The 22,136-nt window shown below is 45.0% G+C and carries 19 protein-coding genes; 1 reads left to right on the plus strand and 18 read right to left on the minus strand.

Features of this window, described 5'->3' with window-relative positions:
- Position 1 precedes the first annotated feature (1 nt).
- From uvrB to FLB61_RS01935, 11 genes are all read right to left on the minus strand, one after another.
- On the minus strand, positions 2–1,987 hold the full coding sequence (uvrB, locus tag FLB61_RS01885) for an excinuclease ABC subunit UvrB (RefSeq protein WP_087200068.1): 1,986 nt from the start codon (positions 1,985–1,987) through the stop codon (positions 2–4).
- A 159-nt stretch (positions 1,988–2,146) separates the two neighbouring features.
- Positions 2,147–3,997, minus strand: a complete 1,851-nt coding sequence (locus tag FLB61_RS01890) for an ATP-dependent nuclease (protein WP_221919247.1) — start codon at positions 3,995–3,997, stop codon at positions 2,147–2,149.
- Positions 3,998–4,012: 15 nt separating this feature from the next.
- The gene (locus FLB61_RS01895) at positions 4,013–5,398 is read right to left on the minus strand and encodes an LCP family protein (RefSeq protein WP_246599057.1); all 1,386 of its coding nucleotides are present in this window, start codon (positions 5,396–5,398) and stop codon (positions 4,013–4,015) included.
- A 216-nt stretch (positions 5,399–5,614) separates the two neighbouring features.
- Positions 5,615–6,250, minus strand: a complete 636-nt coding sequence (locus tag FLB61_RS01900) for a cytidylate kinase-like family protein (RefSeq protein WP_087200061.1) — start codon at positions 6,248–6,250, stop codon at positions 5,615–5,617.
- A gap of 75 nt (positions 6,251–6,325) precedes the next feature.
- Positions 6,326–7,069, minus strand: coding sequence for an SDR family NAD(P)-dependent oxidoreductase (locus tag FLB61_RS01905; RefSeq protein ID WP_087213392.1), 744 nt, complete (start codon positions 7,067–7,069; stop codon positions 6,326–6,328).
- Positions 7,070–7,209: 140 nt separating this feature from the next.
- Entirely contained in the window at positions 7,210–7,983 is a 774-nt protein-coding gene (locus FLB61_RS01910) for an SseB family protein (RefSeq protein ID WP_221919248.1), read from the minus strand.
- 135 nt (positions 7,984–8,118) lie between these two features.
- Positions 8,119–9,702, minus strand: coding sequence for an ABC1 kinase family protein (locus FLB61_RS01915; RefSeq protein ID WP_087212462.1), 1,584 nt, complete (start codon positions 9,700–9,702; stop codon positions 8,119–8,121).
- Complete coding sequence (locus FLB61_RS01920) at positions 9,699–10,076, minus strand: phasin family protein (protein ID WP_087212460.1); 378 nt, start codon at positions 10,074–10,076, stop codon at positions 9,699–9,701. The genes FLB61_RS01915 and FLB61_RS01920 overlap by 4 nt, the downstream gene beginning before the upstream one ends.
- Before the next feature lie 27 nt (positions 10,077–10,103).
- Positions 10,104–10,478 (minus strand): diacylglycerol kinase family protein, encoded by a 375-nt coding sequence (locus FLB61_RS01925; RefSeq protein WP_087201815.1) that lies wholly within the window; start codon positions 10,476–10,478, stop codon positions 10,104–10,106.
- A gap of 49 nt (positions 10,479–10,527) precedes the next feature.
- On the minus strand, positions 10,528–11,070 hold the full coding sequence (locus FLB61_RS01930) for an inorganic diphosphatase (protein WP_087201817.1): 543 nt from the start codon (positions 11,068–11,070) through the stop codon (positions 10,528–10,530).
- Between the two features lie 25 nt (positions 11,071–11,095).
- Entirely contained in the window at positions 11,096–11,353 is a 258-nt protein-coding gene (locus FLB61_RS01935; protein ID WP_087201819.1) for an HPr family phosphocarrier protein, read from the minus strand.
- 400 nt (positions 11,354–11,753) lie between these two features.
- Here FLB61_RS01935 and FLB61_RS01940 point away from each other — a divergent pair, with 400 nt between their 5' ends.
- Positions 11,754–12,491 (plus strand): hypothetical protein, encoded by a 738-nt coding sequence (locus FLB61_RS01940; protein WP_221919249.1) that lies wholly within the window; start codon positions 11,754–11,756, stop codon positions 12,489–12,491.
- A 126-nt stretch (positions 12,492–12,617) separates the two neighbouring features.
- Here the strand turns inward: FLB61_RS01940 and FLB61_RS01945 are convergent, their stop codons facing one another.
- From FLB61_RS01945 to FLB61_RS01975, 7 genes are all read right to left on the minus strand, one after another.
- Positions 12,618–13,184, minus strand: a complete 567-nt coding sequence (locus FLB61_RS01945) for an alpha/beta hydrolase (protein WP_221919250.1) — start codon at positions 13,182–13,184, stop codon at positions 12,618–12,620.
- Complete coding sequence (locus FLB61_RS01950; RefSeq protein ID WP_221919251.1) at positions 13,153–13,569, minus strand: hypothetical protein; 417 nt, start codon at positions 13,567–13,569, stop codon at positions 13,153–13,155. The genes FLB61_RS01945 and FLB61_RS01950 overlap by 32 nt, the downstream gene beginning before the upstream one ends.
- 464 nt (positions 13,570–14,033) lie before the next feature.
- A complete protein-coding gene (ppdK, locus tag FLB61_RS01955; protein WP_221919252.1) occupies positions 14,034–16,661 on the minus strand; it encodes a pyruvate, phosphate dikinase in 2,628 nt (875 codons plus the stop codon).
- A gap of 173 nt (positions 16,662–16,834) precedes the next feature.
- On the minus strand, positions 16,835–18,235 hold the full coding sequence (locus FLB61_RS01960; protein WP_221919253.1) for an aminopeptidase: 1,401 nt from the start codon (positions 18,233–18,235) through the stop codon (positions 16,835–16,837).
- A 71-nt stretch (positions 18,236–18,306) separates the two neighbouring features.
- Positions 18,307–19,806 carry an ATP-binding protein gene (locus FLB61_RS01965; protein WP_221919254.1) on the minus strand — a complete coding sequence of 500 codons (1,500 nt, stop codon included), beginning with the start codon at positions 19,804–19,806 and terminating at the stop codon, positions 18,307–18,309.
- Complete coding sequence (locus tag FLB61_RS01970) at positions 19,796–21,142, minus strand: vWA domain-containing protein (protein WP_221919255.1); 1,347 nt, start codon at positions 21,140–21,142, stop codon at positions 19,796–19,798. The genes FLB61_RS01965 and FLB61_RS01970 overlap by 11 nt, the downstream gene beginning before the upstream one ends.
- A gap of 12 nt (positions 21,143–21,154) precedes the next feature.
- Positions 21,155–22,120 carry a leucine-rich repeat protein gene (locus FLB61_RS01975; protein ID WP_221919256.1) on the minus strand — a complete coding sequence of 322 codons (966 nt, stop codon included), beginning with the start codon at positions 22,118–22,120 and terminating at the stop codon, positions 21,155–21,157.
- Positions 22,121–22,136: the final 16 nt, after the last annotated feature.

Here is a 22,136-nt window from a genome sequence, read left to right on the forward strand (position 1 = left end):
ATCATATCAGCTCGTTCAGCTGCTGTTTTAGCTCGATCATCTTATCCCGAAGTTCGGCCGCCGTCTCAAAATCAAGTTCTGCCGCCGCTTTTTTCATCTGCTTCGTAAGGTCTTTGATCAGTTTTTCCAACTCTTCCCGGCTCATGGATTCCGGATCTTTTTCCATAATGTATTCTTGTTTTGCCACCTTCTTGGAAATACTGATGAGATCCCGCACCGCTTTCTGTATCGTCTTCGGTGTAATGCCGTGCTCTTCATTGTATTTCATCTGCACAGCGCGTCTTCGTTTTGTCTCTTCGATGGCGATCCGCATAGAATCCGTGATGGTATCCGCGTACATGATCACATGTCCTTCTGCATTTCTGGCTGCACGCCCGATGGTCTGGATCAGGGATGTCTCTGAACGAAGGAATCCCTCTTTGTCCGCATCCAGGATTGCCACCAGCGTAATCTCCGGGATATCCAGCCCTTCCCTCAAAAGGTTGATCCCGACAAGCACATCAAATACATCCAGGCGCATGTCCCGGATGATCTCCGTCCTCTCCAGTGTATCGATATCGGAATGCAGGTATCGCACCCGTATGCCCAATTCCCGCATATAGTCTGTCAGATCTTCCGCCATCCGTTTCGTCAGCGTCGTGATCAGAACTTTATTCTTCTTTTCTACTTCTTTATTTACTTCTCCCACAAGATCATCGATCTGGCCTTCCACCGGTCTGACCTCTACTTCCGGATCAAGAAGCCCTGTCGGGCGGATAACCTGTTCAGCCCGGAGAAGTTCGTTTTTCTCCTCATAAGGCCCCGGTGTGGCAGACACAAACATGACCTGATCGATCTTGCTTTCAAACTCTTCAAAATTGAGGGGACGGTTGTCCTTTGCCGACGGCAGCCTGAAACCATAGTTTACGAGCGTCGTCTTTCTGGACTGATCTCCATGGTACATCCCTCCGATCTGAGGGATCGTCTTGTGAGACTCGTCGATGATCATCAGAAAATCATCCGGGAAATAGTCCAAAAGTGTGTGCGGAGGTTCCCCTTCTGCAAGCCCGGTCAGATGACGGGAATAGTTTTCAATCCCCGAACAAAATCCGGTTTCCCGGAGCATCTCGATGTCAAAGTTCGTCCTCTCAGAAATCCTCTGAGCCTCCAAAAGCTTATCTTCTCCTTTGAAAAACTGAATTTGCTTTTCAAGCTCATCCTCTATTTCTTTTATCGCCCTGTCCATGTTCTCTTTTGATACAACATAGTGGGATGCCGGAAAGATAGCAATATGATTCAGCTCATTTTTGATCTCTCCGGTCAAAACATCTACTTCTGTTATTCTGTCAACTTCATCTCCAAAAAATTCCACCCGGATGATATTTTCCTCCGCTCCGGCTGGAAATACTTCCACAACATCCCCGTGTACACGGAAAGTTCCCCGTTTGAAATCCATATCATTTCTGTCATACTGAATGTCAATCAGCTTCCGTATCACATCATCCCTGTCTTTGATCATGCCCGGCCGGAGAGAAATGACCATCTCCTGGTAATCGATAGGACTTCCCAGACCGTAAATACAGGACACACTGGCCACAATGATGACGTCCCGTCTCTCAGAAAGCGCTGCAGTAGCCGAATGGCGAAGTTTGTCTATCTCGTCATTGATGGCGGAATCTTTTGCAATGTAAGTGTCGGATGACGGTACGTAAGCCTCCGGCTGGTAATAATCATAGTAGGAGACAAAATATTCCACTGCGTTGTTTGGAAAAAATTCCTTAAATTCTCCGTAAAGCTGTGCCGCCAGAGTCTTATTGTGGGCGATGATGATCGTCGGTTTGTTTAACTGCTGGATGACGTTGGCCATCGTAAACGTTTTTCCGGATCCCGTAACTCCCAGGAGGGTCTCACACTGATTGCCTTCCCGAAACCCTTTGACAAGCTGTTCGATCGCCTGAGGCTGGTCGCCGGTTGGTTTGTATTCTGATACTAATTCAAAATGGTCCATATTATTCTCCTCAAACAAAATAAATCTACAACATACTATTTACCCATCTGCCCGCTCCTTTGCACATTATAGCAAATATAATTATAAAAGTATATAGTACGCAAAGCAAAAAAGTACAAATGTTCGATTCCACACTTGTACTTTTTCGTATCTCACTATTTACTTCTTTTTGCTTTCAAAGTAGAGGAACCGCTCGATAGAATCCAGAATATCCTTGAAATCATCCCGCGGTGCAATGTCGATGTATCGTTTCAGCAGCTCGGTTTCCTGCTTTTTATATCTGCCGTAAAAAATATCGTAAAGGTTGTGCCCCCGCATGTGGATGCGGATATCTTCCATATGCTTTTTCACATCTTCCTCGGTACGGATTTCTTCTCCGATTACTTCCCTGAGTTTCCTGCCGCTTTTGATCTTGTACAGATACTGATTCCATTTTTCCAGAAAGATACGGTAAAATGCCTCTTCATCTTCAATAATGCCAAGCTGCGCCATCACTTTCGGATTCAAAAAGTAGTTCTCAAAAGAATAATATTTGAGAATGAGAACATTTTGTTCTGTCACTCGCGGAAGCTTGTCGGCATCTTCTCTGTTTCTTTCTTCATAGTAACGGCAAAGCTGATATTTCAGTATTTCACTGTCTTTTCCGTCTCCGTCCCTTATCATGAGAAAATTATCTCTCAGATAGATCTGATTCATATATTTGAGATTGGCATATGTTTTTATGTTCGTACAGCTGTTTGTCGTGATGATGGCAATACGGGACGGCTTCCCATCTTCATCGTACGTCTCGGAATAATACTTCCGGATAAGAAGCGGAAGTCTGCTCTTATCCTGCTTTCCCTCCACAATAAAAACAAAATTCACATTCATCAGATCATTTGCCGAGTATCCCAGATCGTCCAGCACCGCGCTGATATCGGTCTTTTCATACACAAAGGAAAATCCGTCTTCTCCCCTCGCGATCTGTCGGATCTGTTTGCTGTTGAAGTTGGCCAAAAGATCCGGCGCATGGGTGGAAAAGACAACCTGGCTCTTTCTGGAAAGACGGTAAAGAATATCTCCGGACACCTTCTGGAGGGTTGGGTGGAGATAAATCTCGGGGTCTTCCACAAGGATGAGATCCAGACTTTCCTCTTTTTCTTCCTTATAGGTTTCCAAAAGTGAAAGCATGTAGATGCTTCGCATCCCTTTCCCCATTGTATGGACCGGGCGGGGCTGTTTCTGCCCGTCATTGCATATTTCCGCTGTCACGCTGAGCATTTTTTCCATATCACGGCTCATGGAGTAACGAATCCTGTCCTTTCCGCCGTTTTTTTGAAAAGTTGCATTTACTTTCTGGGAAAAGGTGTCGAGATTGAGATTGTAAAGTTTGTATTCCAAAAGTTTGGCCGCCTCGAATGCGTTTAGTTCTTCCGTTGTTTTCTTGTTAATCAGCCCGATGCAGGAAAAACAGTGATTGCACATCTTTGCCCGATCAAACATACAGCACCCTGACCGCATCTGCTTTAAAAGCTCATCCTCCTGCATCATCAAGAGATCTTCCTGAAAATGCTCCAGGCTTCGATCTGTTCCGATATCGTACACTTTGGGGAATACTTCCCGGAGATACGGATTATTTTTCTGAATACCGTCACTGTAACGGATTTTTCCTTCTCTGTTTGCCACATACTCAAAAGAGAGCAGGCCATTGTGGAAAGACGGCAGCTTCGCACAAAAATCCTTAAACCATGCTTCGTATCTTCGATACCCGCTTATACATCCATGATCGTGCAGTATTTTCAGATCTTCCTCTTCTATCTTCAGTGTGACAGCAATCTCAATATTCGGATAATCTTCCTGATAATCTTCTTTTCGGATTTCATAAATACCGCTTACCGCCCGTATCGCATCCAGAACAGCTGTTTTTCCCGTACTGTTCTGTCCTACAAGGATCAGCGCATTTTCAATTCCTGAAAGATGCAGTTCCTGTATGGATCTAAAATTTCGGATTCTAAGTTCTGCTATCTGCACAGCTTCACTCTCCTTTTATTTCCCCTCCTCCACGGCATTGATCTTATCCCGGATATCGGCTACAGAAGCTTCGTCCGGTATCGTCACATATAAGGTGCCTCCGGAATAAGAGTAGCAATATTTTCTTGCCGACGTACCCTCTGCCGCCACAGATGTCACATTCCATCCGTTCAGTCCTGTCAGCTGGGCTCGTACAAGTTCCTGGAGCTGTTTTGTCGTCATATTTGTCTCCGTATTTCCGCTTACCTGATCGATCAGTTTTGGTCCTTTGATCAAAATCGATGGAGACATGGCCTTTTTGATCATTGCCTCGATGACTGCCTGCTGGTTCTTTCCTCTCTGGTTATCCCCATCTTCCAGGGCATGCCGCTCCCTTACAAAAGCCAGCGCCTCCTGCCCGTTAAAATGATTGAGTCCTTTCTCTACGTGCATGACAAGTCCGGACTCTTCCCCGGTGTCAAACTCCAGCTCTGATTTCACGTCAATCCCTCCAAGGGTATCTACCATCTGGATCAACGATGTAAAGTTCACTCGCACATAGAAAGGAATATCTACTTCATATAAATTCTCCAGTGTGGCGATGGAAGTTCCTATTCCATAATTTCCTGCATGGGTCAATTTGTCTTTCTGACCTTCGGACACACCCGGAATCTCCACATAGTAATCACGCGGCGTCGTAACAAGAAGCACTTCTTTTGTTTTCGGGTTTACTGTAGCGATGATGTTCACATCACTTCTGCTCTGCTGCGTGATTTCCCCGTACACATCGATACCACTGATATATACACTGAATGGTTCCTGAGAGACATCGATCCCCGCCGCCTTTTCTGTGAGTTCCGGAGCCTCATTTCCATCTGTGATCTTGCCAAGTGCAGATCGCACCTCATACATGAAAAAAGAGCTCGCCACAAGGATCGCGCTAAGCGCTAGCCCTAACAGCGTCCCAAGGAAACGTTTTGGGCGGAAGCCGTTCTGCATCCGGTAAACACCAAGCGCCAGAAGCAAAAGGACTATGGATGCAATCCCAAGATATAACCACGGAAACATACCGAGATATACTGCTGATAACAGAAACAATACCGTTGCAAAAAGCTGGATCAGAAGGATCAGTCGTCCTGCTTTTTTCCTTCTTACCGGCTTTTGATATCTTTCGCCCCGGCCTGAAGGTGCAGTCCTCTCTGGTCTTTTTCTTCTCTTTTCATAGCGGAAATCCAGATCCTCCGGCATTCTTCTCCTGCGAGGTCTGTACTCTTCCTCCTCATATGTATCATAACGTCCGTACGGCTGATCATAATCATCGTATGTGTACCGTTCTTCCTCATACCTTCTCCTAACCCGTCTTCCATCTCCCCTTGATGACGGATCTGGTCTTCTTCGATTCGGCCCTGTCTGACGATTCATTCGCTTTCTCCGCTCCATCGCCCTTTCATAGGCCTCTCTTTCTTTCCGACTCATTTTACTCATATTTCACTGCCCTTTTCTATTATTTATTCCCATATTGACGGTATGATTATATCTCCAAACCACTTGCAAAGTCAACTTTTCCGGCGGAATTTGGCTTCTGAAACATAAAACTGAGGGTGTTTATGACCCTCAGTTTCTATTATCCGTTCAAGTTTATTTTTCACGGCTCTCCCATTTTCTGTAGATGGCTTCCATTGCATCGACAACACCGCCAACTCCAAGCAGGCTTGCGTTAAAAAGCATTCCATGGGCAGAAATACTTCCCCACTCCCGTCCTGTATGTGCCTCGTAGTAAGTTTTTCTCTCCCGGTCCATCTTTTTGATCTTATCCCAGGCCTGTTTTTCATTCAAACCGTAGATCTTCATAATTCTGCGGATCCGGTCTTCTTTGTATGCGCAGATAAACGTGTGGATGCAGTTACTGTAATCTCCCAATATATAATCCGCACATCGTCCTACAAAAATGCACGGACCTCTTGCCGCCAGCTTAGTGATGATGGCAGACTGCGCTTCATAAACTTTGTCGCTCAATGGTACTCCATCGCTGTTTTCATTGATAAACACTGTGTAATCTTTCATGTTCACAACATATGCCGAAAGAAATTTCCCAAGTATCGTCTCGTCAACTTTCGCCGCAGCTTCCTGGCTGATAGAAAGTTCCCGTGCAGCCATGGAGATTAGATTATTGTCATAAAGCGGAATGTCAAGCCTTTCCGAAAGACGGTTTCCGATCTCATGCCCTCCGCTTCCGAACTGTCTTCCTATTGTAATGATGGTACTGTTGGTCATGCTATCATCTCCTTTTGTCCACTCGTGCGGATCTCTTCTATCCGCCTGCCAACTGCCCTTCCTTACACTGTTGCTCTAAACTCTTGTAGCACCGTCCACAGAAAGCACTGCTCCCGAGATATAGGACGCAAGATCACTGGCCAGGAAAAGAAATGCATTCGCGATATCTTCCGGTTCGCCGATCCGCCGAAGCGGGATCGTCTGAATCAGCGGCTGAATCATGGCATCCGGCAATGCAGCCACCATATCCGTCTTTGTGATACCCGGCGCCACCGCATTGACCCTGATATTGCTCGGTCCCAATTCCCTTGCGAGGGAAATTGTCATTCCGTTTACCGCAAACTTACTTGTCGGATATCCGACACCAGACGGCTGTCCACTGATGCTGACCATGGAACTTGTATTTAAAATACAGCCTCCGCCTTGTTCTTTCATGATCTTCACTGTCGGCTGGATCGTGTAGAACAACGCCTTCACATTCAGGTTCATAATCTTGTCAAAATCTGCCGGATCATAATCTTCTATTCTCGTACTCTGTGAAATCCCTGCGTTGTTGACAAGAACATCGATCTTTCCAAATTTTTCCTTTACTTTTCCGATTGCATCCGCCACCTGATCCGCATCTCCAAGATCCGGCCATGCCCCTTCTACAGTCCAGTTCGGATTTTCCGTTTTGAGGCTATCCACTGCTTTCTTGACCGTCTCTTCTCTGGAACCGAAAAGTACAACCTTTGCACCGTTCTCCAGGAATTTTTTTACTGTAGCAAATCCGATTCCTCTTGTGCCTCCTGTTACAACTGCAACTTTCCCTTTTAACATTTCTCTGCCTCCTTTTTATTCGTCTTTTCCGTTTTCAGTATATTTTTCTATATTATATCATACTTTCTTGATATTTTCATTTTAATATACTACTAATTTGACGATTTTTGCATTACTGGCAGAGCTTTGGACTGCTTACACTACTGCTCTTCTTTTTGTTTCCGGTTGATCTGAAGCTGAAGATTGACTCCAAATGGATTTACCGCAACTCCCTTCACGTTTTTCGGAATAATCTCTACTACCTTGCTTGCCTCCACGACTGCTGTCTTAAATTTCTTTTCCCTGTTAAATTTCTGAAATTCCAACAGGTCTGTAAAAATTGGCTGATACTGATCCCCGTTTTTTGCTGTCAGAAGCGGCGCGCCTTTTTTTTCTTCAAAGGCAACGATATAACGGCCTTTTTTAAAGTGTGCCATAGCTTCCTCACGGAGTTCGTTTATCTCCTCCTGTGCACCTTCTTCCGAGGCATGCACCATCTTTTGCATCAAATACAGAGCTGTAAGATGAAACTGTGGATTTTCAATGCGGAACTGTCCTTCCGGGATCTCCTGTTCATCTACCCTATGTACGATCTCTTCCAGCTGAAACCGTGTCTTCTGGCTTCCGTCGTCTATGATAACCGAATTTACTCCCATGGTATACAGATTGGAGAAAAATACCAGCAGCTGGTTTTTATCGATTTTTAAAATCTGCACCGGCTCATTTTTCTCTTTTAGTTCTGTCGCCATTTCCTTTGCCTTGTCCATATCCAGATACAAAAGGATTTGATCGTCAAATGTCTCCGGATCACAGATCACATACGGCATTCTCGTGCACACAGACAAGAGACTGTAAACGATGGCCGCTCTCTGCATTTTTGCCATTACCGCTAATTTTTCTTTACCTGGAATACTCTGTTTATTTTCTTGACTCATCTTTCTTTTCCTTTCTTTCTGTCCATTTTTCCGAAGGACATACATGTATAATAGTATATACGATTTTTCCGTATATCACAATAAATACAAACAGATTCCTTAAAAAGGATGTGCACTGGCACATCCCTTTATCTCCTACTTTTTGAACTTAAAATGACTCAAAAAAATGAAAAGCGCAATCCCGAGCGCCAAAATATACCCAAAAGCCCCAAGGGCCGGTATCCCCCACACTTTCGGCTCCATATCCGTCGTACAGATAATGCTTGAGCTAATCAGAAGCGCAGTCACAAGGAAACCCATAACGAGCTTTTTCACAAGGCTTGTCAGCATCTCGTTTAAATCCTCGGTAGCGTGGAGATCCAGATTGATCCGATTTTGTCCTTTCAGAAAACCGTGCAGGATATCCGCCGCCAGAGCCGGAAGATCAAGCGCCTTCTGAAAAGAACGGTACATGCTCCTGCCGCTCTTTTTCAAAGCCTTTTTCCAGTTTTTTTGCAGATATAACGGATTCTCCATCCTGGCAGCCGCTATCCACACCATATTGATATCCGGACAGATCTCTGCGATGACGCCTTCCATGTGGGTAAGCCCCCGTGCAAGCATCGTAAGCCCATGCGGCATGGTAATTTTATTATTTTTCATCACTTCCATCAGATCCTGGATAACATCCGCGATATCTATGTTTCCGATATCCGTTGTCCCATACTTGGAGAGCAAATCGCCGATATCTTTATAAAGCTGGCTTTGATCCGGTTTGCCCCGAAATTCTCCAAGAGCCATGACGACTTCCAGGATCAGTCCCACATCGTTTGCCGCCACACCTTTGACGGCTTCCGCCACCAAATCCTTGTCCCTCTCTGTGAGCCTCCCCATCATTCCCATATCGATCCATATAATCTTTCCATCCCGGATCTTCACATTGCCCGGATGAGGATCGGCGTGAAAAAATCCGTCTTCCATGACCTGCTTGATATAGTTATCTACAAGCTTTGTCCCGATTTCCTTTAAATCATAACCGTTTTCCAGAAGGCTTTCCTTATCATCGATGGCAAAACCGTCGATATATTCCATAACCAATACATGGGTGGTCGTGTATTCCTTGTACAACTTCGGCGTACCTATAAACGCAATCTGTTCATTTTTCCTGGAAAACTCTTCCATATTAGCCGCTTCCACAAGAAAATTCATCTCTTCCTGCGTTACCGTCCACAGTTCATCCAGGACCATATCAAGATCCACAAGCCCTTTCATCCTGCCTGTAGGCAGCACCTTGACCGCCTTGTGCAAAAGGCCGATATCTCTTGACATGACGTCGTAGATTCCCTGTCTTTGCACTTTTACAACGACAAGCTCGCCTGATTTCAGGACAGCCTTGTGAACCTGGGCAATGGATGCAGAGCCCAGCGGATCCTTCTCGATTTCCTCAAAAATTTCCGTATAAGGACATCCGTAGGAGTCTTCCAGCACTTCGACTACCTGCTCAAATTCCATTGGAGCTACTTCTGAGCGAAGCCGCATCAGTTCCTCGCAGTATCTTCTCGGCAGAATATCCGAATGCATCGATGCGATCTGCCCGAGTTTGATATATGTAGGTCCCAGTTCTTCCAGGATCATGCGGAGTTTTTCCGGCGTTACCCCGCGCGTAATTTCATGTTTGTGGAGAACAGCTGTGATTTCTCTCAGCCTTTTTCCGTACTTGTCAGATGTTTGTGTACTCATCTATGTCCTTCTTCATCTTGCTGCTTGTCTGGTTCTTGTTCCGTTTTCTCTTCAGGCTCTTCTCTCTCGGCTTTTTGCTCCTCAAGCTCTTTCAGGAGTGTCTTAAGCTCCTCCCTTTGTTCCGGCGTCATTTTGCCGAGAAGTTCCGTGAGCTCTTCCGGAGAGGAAGGTTTTACAGAAACGTTAACCTTTTCTTTTACTGTCTTTTTAATGTTATGCTTGAGTTCTTCGTTGAGCACTTTGCCCTGCTCCACTGTCAACTCGCCTTTTTTGATCATTTCATCCAGCAGTTCTTTAGATTTTTCCGCCGTCACAGCGACTGCCCCTATCCCTGCAAGAACGACTTTCTTTAAGTTTTCTCCAAGACCATCCATATCTTTTATCTCCTTTCTTTTGTCCCGTTAGAATATCCATTCCATTACATGCGGGACAAAGATGAAAAGTCCTGCAGCAGCTGCTGCAATTGCCATGATCAGCACCGCACCTGCCGCCGTATCTTTTGCTATCTTTGCAAGAGGTTTTTTCTCTTCCGTTACCAGATCAACTACCGCTTCCACGGCCGTATTCACAAGCTCCAATGCCATGACCGCTCCAAAAAGTATGATGCAGATACACCATTCTGTGATTGTCAGCCCGACGATCAGACCCGCAGCAGTGACAAGACACGCAGCCACGCAATGGATTTTCATATTCCTCTCTTTTCTGATCCCGGTATAAATCCCAGAAAAGGCGTATCCAAAACTCTTTCTCAGAGGATTTTTCTTTCTGTCTGACATAGCACCACCTGAATTCACTTTATTTTTTCTATGTATCTGTCTTCGGCGCCTACTCTTTTGGGTTTACAAACTTTTCTTTGTACCGTTCAATACACTCTTCAATAACTTTTACTGCCCCGAGCGCTCCTTCAAACTCGTTTACCGCCGTCTTCTTCCCTTCCAGATCTTTGTAGACAGTAAAGAAATGTCGGATTTCATCAAAAATATGCTGAGGCAGTTCCGAGATATCTGTGTACATTTCATAAGTTGGATCTGCCCATGGGATCGCGATGACCTTTTCATCGCCCGCTCCTCCATCTGTCATCTTCATGACGCCGATTGGATAACAGCGTACCAAAGTAAGTGGTTCCAACGGTTCTGAACACATCACGAGCACATCCAGCGGATCTCCGTCATCCCCGAGTGTTCTCGGAATAAACCCATAATTCATCGGGTAATGTGTGGATGTGTAAAGGACACGGTCCAAGATGATCATCCCGGTTTCCTTATCCAGTTCATATTTTTTCTTACTTCCTTTTGATATTTCGATTACAGAAATAAAATCTGTAGGAAAAATCCTTTCTTCACTGATATCATGCCAAATACTTCCCATTTTTACACCTTCTGTTCTTTTTTATCTATAATACTTCTTTCAGCGTTCTTCTGATCTCATCACATGCCGCTTCTTCGTCTGTTCCGGATACCTCAACGATGATCTCGTCATTGAATCGAATGCCAAGCCCCATCAATTCCAACAGTTTTTTTGCATCTGCCTTCCTCACATCTTTTCTGACTTCAATCGACGATTCAAAATTCTTTGCTTTTTTCACGAGAACCCCGGCCGGTCTTGCGTGGATTCCTGCTTTATCAGTAATGATATAATGGAACTGTTTCATCCATCTCACTCCTTTCCTGTTTCCGGGACACTACCCCCTCTCTTTTTTCTGTCCCGCAATTTTCGGTTTGCTCTTTTACCCGCAAATATTTCTGTCATCTTCCCTACTTTATTCTAAATTATTATATCATTTAAGTTGTTTTGCCGCAATATTATGACTTTATTTTTCAGGAAAAATTCGCCCCCTCCTCCTTTTTATTTTTATCTTTTGACATATCTCGTCAACCTTCTTTTAATATTTCGGAAACAAACGCCTTTTGTTTCTGAATATTTATATTTATAGTTAATAATTTCTAACTTTAAAATTAAATGTAGCATTATTTTTTGACTTTTATCTTTTGGATACGCTATACTGAAACCAGGAAGAGATAAACAGGCATCTCACTGAAGGAGGGATCGATATGAAGAAACTTTTTATCATAACAGTACTTGTACTTTCTTGTATCCTTTCCGGCTGTGGTAAAAAAACAGAAGAAAAAAAAGCGGAGGAAGAAAAGATAAAAACAGTCCGGCTGGATCTTGACAAGAAAGAAAATGAAGAAACGACAGATCTGGAAAAAGAGAATGTCGTGAAAGAAGCAAATGAAAACAAAGCAGAACAAAAAGATACCGCAAAAGAACAATCGACTACCCCGAACAGCACCGCGAATACTACAAAAACTGACACCAAAAAAGAAACAGTGCAGGACACTCCTTCCACCAAAGAAACAGGAGACTACATCGGAACAATCGCAAGTCCGCTTCCTCCAAAAGACGGCACTTACAGGATTTCCCGTAACCCTGACTGCAGCGATTACATCGTAATCCACGTTACCAATTACGACGCCGCTAACTTCCGGTTCTATCTTACAAAAGCCTTTCCGAATCCAGATCCGGAAAACTTTTTCAAAGAAGCTCTTATCTTCCGGGAACATATCGCTCACTATAATGGCAACGGATATTACGAATATAAAGGAAAAGACTACCATCTCTATTTCCGCTACACCGTGGAGCAAAACGAGGTAGAACTTCCAGCAAACCACCATCTTGAAGTGTACGGTCTCGACAAACTGTTCCGCGCATCCGATTACTCAGACAGCATCTCCTACAACGGAATTTCCGGCAATATGTTCATATATGGCGCACCATTCGCAGGATAACCGAATCAGGGCTGTAAAATAAGTCCATAATGAAAAACCGCCAGTTCCGGCAAAATGCCGGTTCTGGCGATTTTTTATTTTCATATCCTATATTTAGGATCAGTCTTTGCCTTCGTGTGCAGCATATCACTTCCAAATCCAACACAGTCCATTATAAAAATACTGCATTGCGTATTCTCCGCTGTGGGTGCCATTTTCCTCTTCCAGAAAATAAAGGTTTCCTTCTCTTTCATTATCCGCATACCGAAATGTTCCGTCATTCACATCTGCCATCGCTTCAATCTGATTTTTGAATGAGGAGTAGGCAAAATCATCCGTTCCAGATGCAGCAAAAATAAAGAAGTCGTTCCACTCATGTCCGGAATCCCTGACGATAGATGCCATATCTTCCCCATCAAACGACAGGCTTCCGCTGGAAGGCATAAAATAACGGAAGTAGTCCAGACAATACTGGAATGTCCTCCATGTGGCTACTGATCCCATGGAAAATCCGCAAAACGCCCTGTGATCCCGTGACGCACGAAGTCCTTCCTGAGTAGTATCTTGAGCATAAGTACTATAAGTCCCTTCCACTGCCGGTATCAGGTCGTTAACCAATTCATTATGATAATTGTCTGTCAGCTGGATTGCCAGAGAATAGTCTGAACTGTCCTCCTGGCTCTCATTGTTGTAAGTCGGGCAGACTACGATCATCGGCTGAATCTTCCCATCCGCCATGCATCAAATAAAAGACATTGTATGACAGATCCTCTGTATAGCCGTATGGCAGATAGACGATCGCTCTCTTATGGAGCACTTCTCTTTCTTCGTCATATGTCATAGATTCGTACGTATCGTAGTCAAGCTCTACCAGTGTCCCTTGTTGATCCGCTTCCCGGAAATAATCCTCCGGAATCTTTGCCAGTTCTTCCGGAAGGCTTCCGCTTGTTACCACATTGTTTCCCTCCTGCACTATTGTCTGAGATTTCTCTGATACCAAGGCTTCTGATTCCACATCAGAGTCCGGACTATTTTTCCCACATCCTGCCAGCAATACCACAACAGTGAGCAGACCGGCCAACACTCTGCTTTTCTTCATCGCTTCTTACCTCCTGGTTTTCTTTACCTTGATTATAGAACACGCCTTTGCCTTAAAGAAGTGCCGTTTCGTTTGGCAGTATATACCAAAAGGTTAGAACCTCCCTACATTACCGACCGCCGTGATTTCTTCCCATTCCTCCCTGGGGTGCCATACCGCCTCCCATCTGACCTGGATTGTTCTCCGATCCGTCATTTGTCGTAACGTCGCCGCCATTATTCGAGTAGCTTCCATTAGCTATTCTTTGATAATTTTCTTTAAAACTTTTTCCTTTTTTGTATTGTTATTTAAATTGCCCCATTTTTTCTAACCATTCAATATTCTTTCTTATTGATAAATACAAGTTGCTTCGGCTATGATAAATGCCCCCATAAACACAAAAAAGGGAAGCATTGCGCTTCCCTTTTTGAGTGCTAAATATAGATTTTTACAAACAATATCTTTAAATCGATAATTGTAATCTATTATTTATTGTTGATAGCTGCCTGTGCTGCTGCAAGTCTTGCGATCGGCACACGGAACGGTGAGCAGGATACGTAGTCTAAGCCAATCTTGTGGCAGAATTCTACGGAGCTTGGATCTCCACCATGCTCTCCACAGATACCTACATGTAAGTCTGGACGTGTGGATTTTCCTAATTTGATTGCTGTTTCCATAAGCTTACCAACGCCTGTCTGATCCAGTTTTGCGAACGGATCGTTTTCGAAGATCTTAGCGTCATAGTATGCGTCAAGGAATTTACCAGAATCGTCACGGGAGAATCCGAATGTCATCTGTGTAAGGTCGTTTGTACCAAAGCAGAAGAATTCAGCATCTTTTGCGATGTCATCTGCTGTAAGAGCTGCTCTCGGGATTTCGATCATTGTACCAACTTCGTACTTCAGTTCTACACCTGCTGCAGCGATTTCAGCATCTGCTGTTTCAGTAACAAATTTCTTTACATATTTTAATTCTTTTTCTTCTCCAACGAGCGGAATCATGATTTCCGGGCATACGTTCCAATCCGGATGATTCTTCTTCACGTTGATTGCAGCGCGGATAACCGCTCTTGTCTGCATTTTTGCGATTTCCGGATATGTGACAGCCAGACGGCATCCACGATGTCCCATCATCGGGTTGAATTCGTGTAAGGATGCGATGATTGTCTTGATCTGTTCTACAGTCTTGCCCTGAGCATCAGCAAGTTTCTTGATGTCTTCTTCGTCTGTCGGAACGAATTCATGAAGCGGCGGATCCAGGAAACGGATTGTAACCGGGCATCCTTCAAGAGCTTCGTAAAGTTTTTCGAAGTCTCCCTGCTGTTCCGGAAGGATTTTTTCCAGAGCTGCTTCTCTTTCTTCTACTGTTTCGGAGCAGATCATTTCACGGAATGCATCGATTCTGTTGCCTTCGAAGAACATATGCTCTGTACGGCAAAGTCCGATACCTTCAGCGCCGAGTTCACGTGCTTTCTTAGCGTCAGCCGGTGTATCAGCGTTTGTTCTTACTCCTAATTTACGATATTTATCTGCCCATTCCATGATTCTTCCGAATTCTCCAGCGATCTGAGCATCTACTGTCGGGATTGCTCCGTCATAGATGTTACCTGTAGAACCGTCGATGGAGATGATATCTCCTTCATGGTATTCTTTTCCGGCAAGTGTGAATTTCTTGTTTTCTTCGTCCATAGCGATATCGCCGCATCCGGATACACAGCATGTACCCATACCACGTGCAACAACGGCAGCGTGAGATGTCATACCACCACGAACTGTCAGGATACCCTGAGAAGCTTTCATACCTTCGATGTCTTCCGGAGATGTTTCAAGACGTACAAGAACGACTTTTTCTCCTCTTGCAGCCCATTCTTTTGCATCTTCTGCTGTGAAGACGATCTTACCGCAAGCAGCTCCCGGAGATGCTCCAAGTGCTTTTGCCGCCGGTGTAGCAGCTTTTAATGCAGCTGCGTCAAACTGCGGATGAAGCAGTGTGTCAAGGTTACGAGGATCGATCATAGCCACAGCTTCTTCTTCTGTTCTCATTCCTTCATCAACCAGGTCACATGCGATCTTAAGAGCAGCCTGAGCTGTTCTCTTACCGTTACGTGTCTGAAGCATGTAGAGTTTACCGTTTTCTACAGTAAATTCCATATCCTGCATATCTCTGTAGTGTGTTTCCAGAGTCTTGCACACTTCTTTGAACTGTGCGAATGCTTCCGGGAACTTCTGTTCCATTTCGGAAATGTGCATCGGAGTACGAACACCAGCAACAACGTCTTCGCCCTGTGCATTTGTAAGGAATTCTCCGAAGAGTCCGTTTTCTCCTGTAGCTGGGTCACGTGTGAATGCAACACCTGTACCACAGTCATCTCCCATGTTACCAAATGCCATCATCTGTACGTTGACAGCTGTTCCCCATGAATACGGGATATCGTTGTCACGGCGATATACGTTCGCACGCGGGTTGTCCCAAGAACGGAATACGGCTTTTACAGCTCCCATTAACTGTTCCTTCGGATCTGTCGGGAAATCTGCGCCGATTTTTTCTTTATATTCAGCTTTGAACTGTTCAGCAAGTTCGTGTAAATCTTCTGCTGTAAGTTCTACGTCCTGTGTAACTCCTCTGTCTGCTTTCATCTTGTCGATGAGTTCTTCGAAGTATTTCTTACCTACTTCCATTACTACGTCAGAGTACATCTGGATAAATCTTCTGTAGCAATCCCATGCCCATCTCGGGTTTCCGGATTTTTCTGCCAGAACGTTAACTACGTCTTCATTTAAACCAAGGTTCAGGATTGTGTCCATCATACCCGGCATGGAAGCTCTTGCTCCGGAACGAACAGATACAAGAAGCGGATTTTCTTTATCTCCGAATTTCTTTCCTGTGATGCCTTCCAGTTTTTCGATTGCTTCCATGATCTGGCTCATGATTTCTTCATTGATCTGTCTGCCATCTTCATAGTACTGTGTACAAGCTTCTGTTGTCACTGTGAAGCCCTGCGGTACCGGAAGTCCAAGACTTGTCATTTCTGCAAGGTTGGCACCTTTACCACCAAGAAGGTTTCTCATTGTAGCGTTACCTTCTGTAAACATATACACCCATTTTGTAGCCATGTTTATATGTCCTCCTAATATTATTTTGTAATATACGACGCGAAAAAGCACGACTTTCGTTCTTATCTGAAATCAAGCCGTATCATCCTGCGCCACTATTACTGTTTTGCGGTTTCCCACTGCTAATATTGTAAATGGTTTAACATAGTTCGTCAAGAAATTTATCGGATTTTCTACCCGATGTGCTCGATAAATGCCTTATATCCTTTTACAGCCTCGTAGATATCGGCTTTGCTTGCGATTTCGTACTGTGCGTGCATGCAAAGTACGGCCACACCGCTGTCGATGACTTCCATTCCATACTGTGCCATGATGTAAGCGATCGTTCCGCCTCCGCCTACGTCTACTTTACCCAGTTCTGCGTACTGATATCCGACTTCCGCTTCGTCCATGACTTTGCGGATCTGTGCGATATATTCTGCGTTGGCATCGTTAGATCCATTCTTTCCGCGGCTTCCTGTGAATTTGTTGAACACAAGTCCTCTTCCGAAGAATGCAGAACTGCGTTTTTCAAATGCAGATGCGAACATCGGATCGTAAGCAGCACTTACATCTGAAGAGAGCATTTTGGAATTCTGGAGAGCTCTTCTTACTTTCAGCTCAGATTCCCCTGATGTCATTGCCACAAGCTCTGCCACTGTGTTTTCAAAGAATCTGGAATGCATACCGGTAGCCCCCACACTTCCGATCTCTTCTTTGTCAACGAGGATGCAGCAGGCTGTCCGGCTGATCTGCGGATTGTCAAGCATCGCAAAAAGGGATGTAAATGCGCAGATTCTGTCATCCTGTCCGTAAGCCAGAACCATACTCCTGTCGATACCACAGTCTCTTGCTTTTCCTGCCGGCACGATTTCAAGCTCTGCGGATGTAAAATCTTCTTCCGTGATATCGTATGTCTCTTTGAGGATTTTGAGTACGTTTGCTTTTACAGCCTCTTTGTCTTCTTTTTCAAGACCTTCTGCCTCAGTGAGCGGATGGGATCCGATCAAAAGATCCAGGTTTTCCCCTTCCACAACAGCGCTTGCCTTCTGTTCCATCTGCTGTGCTGACAGATGTACGAGCAGGTCTGTGATGACAAATACCGGATCATTTTCATTTTCTCCGATATTCACGCAGACTTTTGTGCCATCCTTTTTGACGATGACTCCATGAAGGGCAAGTGGGGATGCAAGCCACTGATACTTCTTGATTCCTCCATAATAATGTGTATCAAGATATGCCATATCGTCCGATTCATAAACTGGATTTTGCTTTACATCGATACGTGGGGAATCAATGTGAGCGCCCAGGATGTTCATTCCGTTTTCCAGCGGTTCGCTTCCGATCTGGAAGAGAAGGATCATCTTACCCATGAAAGAGGTATAAACCTTGTCGCCGGCCTTTAAAGCCTGTCCTTCTTTTTTATATGTTTCAAGCGGGCGGTATCCTGCTTCCTCCGCCATGCGGGTTGCAATCTCTACACACTCCCGTTCCGTCTTACCTCCGTCCAGGCATTTTTTGTATCTTGCACTGATTTCTTCTGCTTTTTTCAAGTCTGCCTGGGTGTATGTTTTCCATACATTTCTTCTGTCCATTTTTATCTCCTCCTTTTCAATGACAGTATTCCCTCTAAGTATACTCTATTTTTCATTTTTTTTACAGCAGTTTAGCATGTTTTTTCTATCTTTTCCATCTTACTTAAAATTTCTTTCCGCCGCTCGTCAAACAGCAGTCCCTTATTGTATTTATAATAATACGGGCAGTCATTCTCTCTTAAGTAGCGAATACTGTCCCCGTTTGTGTTCAGCTCCGTCACAAAAGCGGCCATTTCCTGGCTTTCTCCAAATACCTGTTCCAAAAAGCAGAAAACATTTTCCAATGCCTCCTCTGTCTGATGTGCAGTCTCTTCTCTCTTTTCGACCTGCTCTTCGAACCGTTCTTTTATAAAGGCAAATTCCTCTTCAAAACAGCGGTCATCGGCCACATTCTGAAGTTTCCATTTCTGTCGGTATGTCTCCAGGATTTCCAGCGCACTCTCTTCCAGATATTCCTGGTTCCTTGTCAGATGCTGCGCCCGTTTCTTTTCCCTGATCTGGCGTCCAAAAGTCTCAATAGTCTCATCCAGATTCCGGTTTTCCTTGTATACTTTCAGCTTTTCGAAAATCAGTTCAGTTAACCGATCTTGTGTCGTGTAGTTCCGAAAATATTCTGAAAGCTTCCCGTTCAACATCCCAACGATGCTGAATCTCTCATCAAAGGCAGCATACTGAAGCTTTTCAAAGACATCCTCGCTGTAAACTCCCGCCACAATTTTCTCAAGTCCATAGTCTTTTTTGTATTTCTCATAAAGTTCCAGGTAATTGGCAAATTCTTTTGCCACCTCCCAGTTCTGCAGATATTGATGAACGACGTCCCGATCTGCCCTCTTCCCGAGACGCTCATATGCTTTCAAAAGTTCAGACAGGTCTTCCCAGCCTCGGGCGGTCACAAACTGCATCCCGTCCACCGTATTTTCAATGCGGTAAAAGTGGCCTTTTCGTATCTCCAGATACGCCAGGATGACAGGCGCGATCTGAGCCTGGTAAGCATACTCTCTCCACACGTCATAATTTTCCTCGATATCCATACGTTTCAGACGGTCCAGCGTCACAATGTCGAACTCCCGGACCGACTTGTTATATTCCGGAGGGTTACCGGCGGCAACAATGATCCACCCATCTGGTATCTTGTGATTTCCGAACATCTTACACTGGAGGAACTGAAGCATCGTAGGTGCCAATGTCTCCGACACGCAGTTGATCTCATCGAGGAACAAGATTCCTTCTTCTAGTCCGGTCTCTTCCATTTTTTCGTACACCGACGCGATTATTTCGCTCATCGTATATTCTGTCACAGAATACATCCTGCCTCCGTACTCCTTTTCCCGAATAAAGGGAAGCCCTACTGCACTCTGTCTTGTGTGGTGGGTAATGGTGTAGGAGACGAGTCCAATCCCACATTCTCTGGCAATCTGCTCCATGATCTGTGTCTTTCCGATACCTGGAGGCCCCATCAGAAGAATCGGTCTCTGTCTTACTGAAGGGATGAGATAGTGCCCTGTCTCATCCTTTTGCAGATAAGCTTCGATAGAGTCTTTGATTTCCTGTTTCGCTCTTTTAATATTCATCCTGTTCGTTCCTTTCCTCGTCCATAAATATGCTTTCCTCCAACACAAGCTTTACCGCCCATGCAGGCACGTGAATATCTTTTCCCTCTTCCTCCAAAAACACAAAAGCGGTATCAAAAGACGGCCTCCTGGAAGGATAAATCCCCTGTCCGTCCGTAAAATAGATGACACCCCTGAGATTTCGGAAAATATGCTGTTCTTCCATCTCTTCAATATGAGCAAACGCCGGTCGGAAATCCGTCCCACCGCCTCCCCGAAGTTCCAGATTGTCCATATAGTTTTTTAAGTCTTCTTCTTTTTCAATCTTCACATCCTCCTGTACTCTCTCGTCACACTGCAGGATATGGATATGGACTTTCCGAAAGAAACTGTTGTTCTGGCTTAGCACATCGTACGTCTCTTCCAGAAATTTCTTTACAAGTTCTCCGGAACACGACATCGATGTATCAATGACAATGACAAACTCTTCGATCTTTTTGACTTCCTTTGTCTCCTGAGGTTCAATCAGCGGCATATTGCCGTAAAGTGAAAGTCCGTAGCTGTAAAATCCATAGTCAAACGCATCCTGGTCGATTCCGATCTCTTCTTTCCACACCGAAAATTTGCGGAGGAAGTCCCGATAATCGTATCGTTTTCTGTTTTCGATGCGGAGCTGTTCAAGAAGGCTTCCCGCTCCTTTTGCCTGATCGTTGGCAAAGGTATCCAGGTTCAGTTCCATCTGCTGGCTTTTTTCTTTCCAGCTGTTCTCCGTCTCATTCGGCGTCTTTTTCTGCTTATCCGGGGAGGGCCAAAACAGATGCGAATCTGCCGCAAATTCTTCAAACATCTGCACTCGCTCCGTCTCCGTCATTCCCCATGCCGTGATAACAGCATAGATCTTCTGGGCCGTCATGACTTTTGTCTCCTGTCTGATCCTTCGGTAAATTTCCTTTCTAAGATAAGACATAGGCATCCTCACGCACGGATAAGAAAGACTGTCAATGATGGACTCCACCGCAATATTGCAGGATAGATCCCAAAATTCCCGTTCCCGTCTTCCTCTCACAAACAGGTGGCCGAAGAGACAGTGAAGTACCATGTGGAGATATGCCCTGCATACGATCCGCCGATCTTCCCGGTATGCACCTCCAAGCCAAGCCGGATGAAACCAGATCATCTCCCCGTCTGTCCCGATATTTTGGATCTCCGGATCCATACTGAAACGAAGGCTGCTGAACGCCACATCCATGAACCGCATCTTGAGATACAGCTCATTTCTAGCAACATACAGGATCTCTTTTCCGATCGCCTCGACCTGAACCGAAAATTCTCCCTGCTGTGTTTCGTTTGTCTCCATCCTGATCCTCCTCTACAAATCAAACGATTTCTTTTTCGTACCGTGAGCAATCTTTCTCTTTGCCTCCATCAAGATCGCCGTGAATTCCGTATGTCCTGCCTTTGCCGTCTCATCCAGCATCTCTTTCATCTCCATCTCCTGAAAGACTCTTTCCTGCAAAAGAATGCGGAGAACGTCTTCATCTTCGTCACTTAAAATGATCTTCATGGCTGTCCTGCATTCTTCTCTGATAAAAGCAGCGTAATCTTCCTTTGCACGTTGGCCAAGCCTGTATGGTTCCGTCACTCTTGCAACCGCAATCTTTACAGCCGTCTCCTTTGTCTCCTGGATTTTTGCCTTCTCAAACAGCGCGTCATATTCCTCATAACGGATTTCTCTGTTGTAGATACACTGCCGGTAATCTCCTCCGGAACCATGGTACTGCGTAGATACGATCCTTGCAGGTGTATTTTCCACCGCTTCCTCATAGTGTTCCGGAAAGATGAGATGAGCCGTCTGTGTCTTGCCGTCCGGACTTTCGTACCGGATTCTGACGTCCAGCAAAAAGCGCTGTTCTTCCAGAATTTGTTTCAGACATGTCTTCTGGGAGTTCCTGCACGAAATCCGTATTCGCTCCAGCTGGCATCCGGTAAACGCACCGCCGCCGATATCCACGAGAGAATCTGTAAACTCCAGTTCTTTCAGCCGAAAACAGCGGTAGAAAGCATAATTTCCGATCCTTTCAGTCCAATCCGGGAGCGCCACACTTGTGACCCGTCCGCCGCAAAGGCGTTCTTCTTTCTCTGTCCGGAAACAGGCGTCATCCCGAAAGACCGAAAGTCCCTTCTCTTCTTCCGTCTGTGCAAAAGCGTACGCGGCGATAGCCGTAACCGGGAGACCTTCTATCCTATCCGGAAGGCGAACTTCCGGATCCTGTCCGTAACATCCGCACACTGTTATCTGTTGTCCGTCTCTTTTATAATGAATTTCCGGGTACATTTTTCTCTCCTAAAAC

This window comes from Sellimonas caecigallum (assembly GCF_019754295.1).
Lineage (GTDB): Bacteria > Bacillota > Clostridia > Lachnospirales > Lachnospiraceae > Sellimonas > Sellimonas caecigallum.

What these genes read in the sequence shown, in the direction of transcription:
- uvrB (WP_087200068.1), bottom strand. Translation starts at nt 1,987, where the DNA reads ATGGACCATTTTGAATTAGTATCAGAATACAAACCAACCGGCGACCAG.
- FLB61_RS01895 (WP_246599057.1), bottom strand. Translation starts at nt 5,398, where the DNA reads ATGAATCGTCAGACAGGGCCGAATCGAAGAAGACCAGATCCGTCATCA.
- FLB61_RS01900 (WP_087200061.1), bottom strand. Translation starts at nt 6,250, where the DNA reads ATGACCAACAGTACCATCATTACAATAGGAAGACAGTTCGGAAGCGGA.
- FLB61_RS01905 (WP_087213392.1), bottom strand. Translation starts at nt 7,069, where the DNA reads ATGTTAAAAGGGAAAGTTGCAGTTGTAACAGGAGGCACAAGAGGAATC.
- FLB61_RS01910 (WP_221919248.1), bottom strand. Translation starts at nt 7,983, where the DNA reads ATGAGTCAAGAAAATAAACAGAGTATTCCAGGTAAAGAAAAATTAGCG.
- FLB61_RS01915 (WP_087212462.1), bottom strand. Translation starts at nt 9,702, where the DNA reads ATGAGTACACAAACATCTGACAAGTACGGAAAAAGGCTGAGAGAAATC.
- FLB61_RS01920 (WP_087212460.1), bottom strand. Translation starts at nt 10,076, where the DNA reads ATGGATGGTCTTGGAGAAAACTTAAAGAAAGTCGTTCTTGCAGGGATA.
- FLB61_RS01925 (WP_087201815.1), bottom strand. Translation starts at nt 10,478, where the DNA reads ATGTCAGACAGAAAGAAAAATCCTCTGAGAAAGAGTTTTGGATACGCC.
- FLB61_RS01930 (WP_087201817.1), bottom strand. Translation starts at nt 11,070, where the DNA reads ATGGGAAGTATTTGGCATGATATCAGTGAAGAAAGGATTTTTCCTACA.
- FLB61_RS01935 (WP_087201819.1), bottom strand. Translation starts at nt 11,353, where the DNA reads ATGAAACAGTTCCATTATATCATTACTGATAAAGCAGGAATCCACGCA.
- FLB61_RS01940 (WP_221919249.1), top strand. Translation starts at nt 11,754, where the DNA reads ATGAAGAAACTTTTTATCATAACAGTACTTGTACTTTCTTGTATCCTT.
- FLB61_RS01945 (WP_221919250.1), bottom strand. Translation starts at nt 13,184, where the DNA reads ATGATCGTAGTCTGCCCGACTTACAACAATGAGAGCCAGGAGGACAGT.
- FLB61_RS01950 (WP_221919251.1), bottom strand. Translation starts at nt 13,569, where the DNA reads ATGAAGAAAAGCAGAGTGTTGGCCGGTCTGCTCACTGTTGTGGTATTG.
- ppdK (WP_221919252.1), bottom strand. Translation starts at nt 16,661, where the DNA reads ATGGCTACAAAATGGGTGTATATGTTTACAGAAGGTAACGCTACAATG.
- FLB61_RS01960 (WP_221919253.1), bottom strand. Translation starts at nt 18,235, where the DNA reads ATGGACAGAAGAAATGTATGGAAAACATACACCCAGGCAGACTTGAAA.
- FLB61_RS01965 (WP_221919254.1), bottom strand. Translation starts at nt 19,806, where the DNA reads ATGAATATTAAAAGAGCGAAACAGGAAATCAAAGACTCTATCGAAGCT.
- FLB61_RS01970 (WP_221919255.1), bottom strand. Translation starts at nt 21,142, where the DNA reads ATGGAGACAAACGAAACACAGCAGGGAGAATTTTCGGTTCAGGTCGAG.
- FLB61_RS01975 (WP_221919256.1), bottom strand. Translation starts at nt 22,120, where the DNA reads ATGTACCCGGAAATTCATTATAAAAGAGACGGACAACAGATAACAGTG.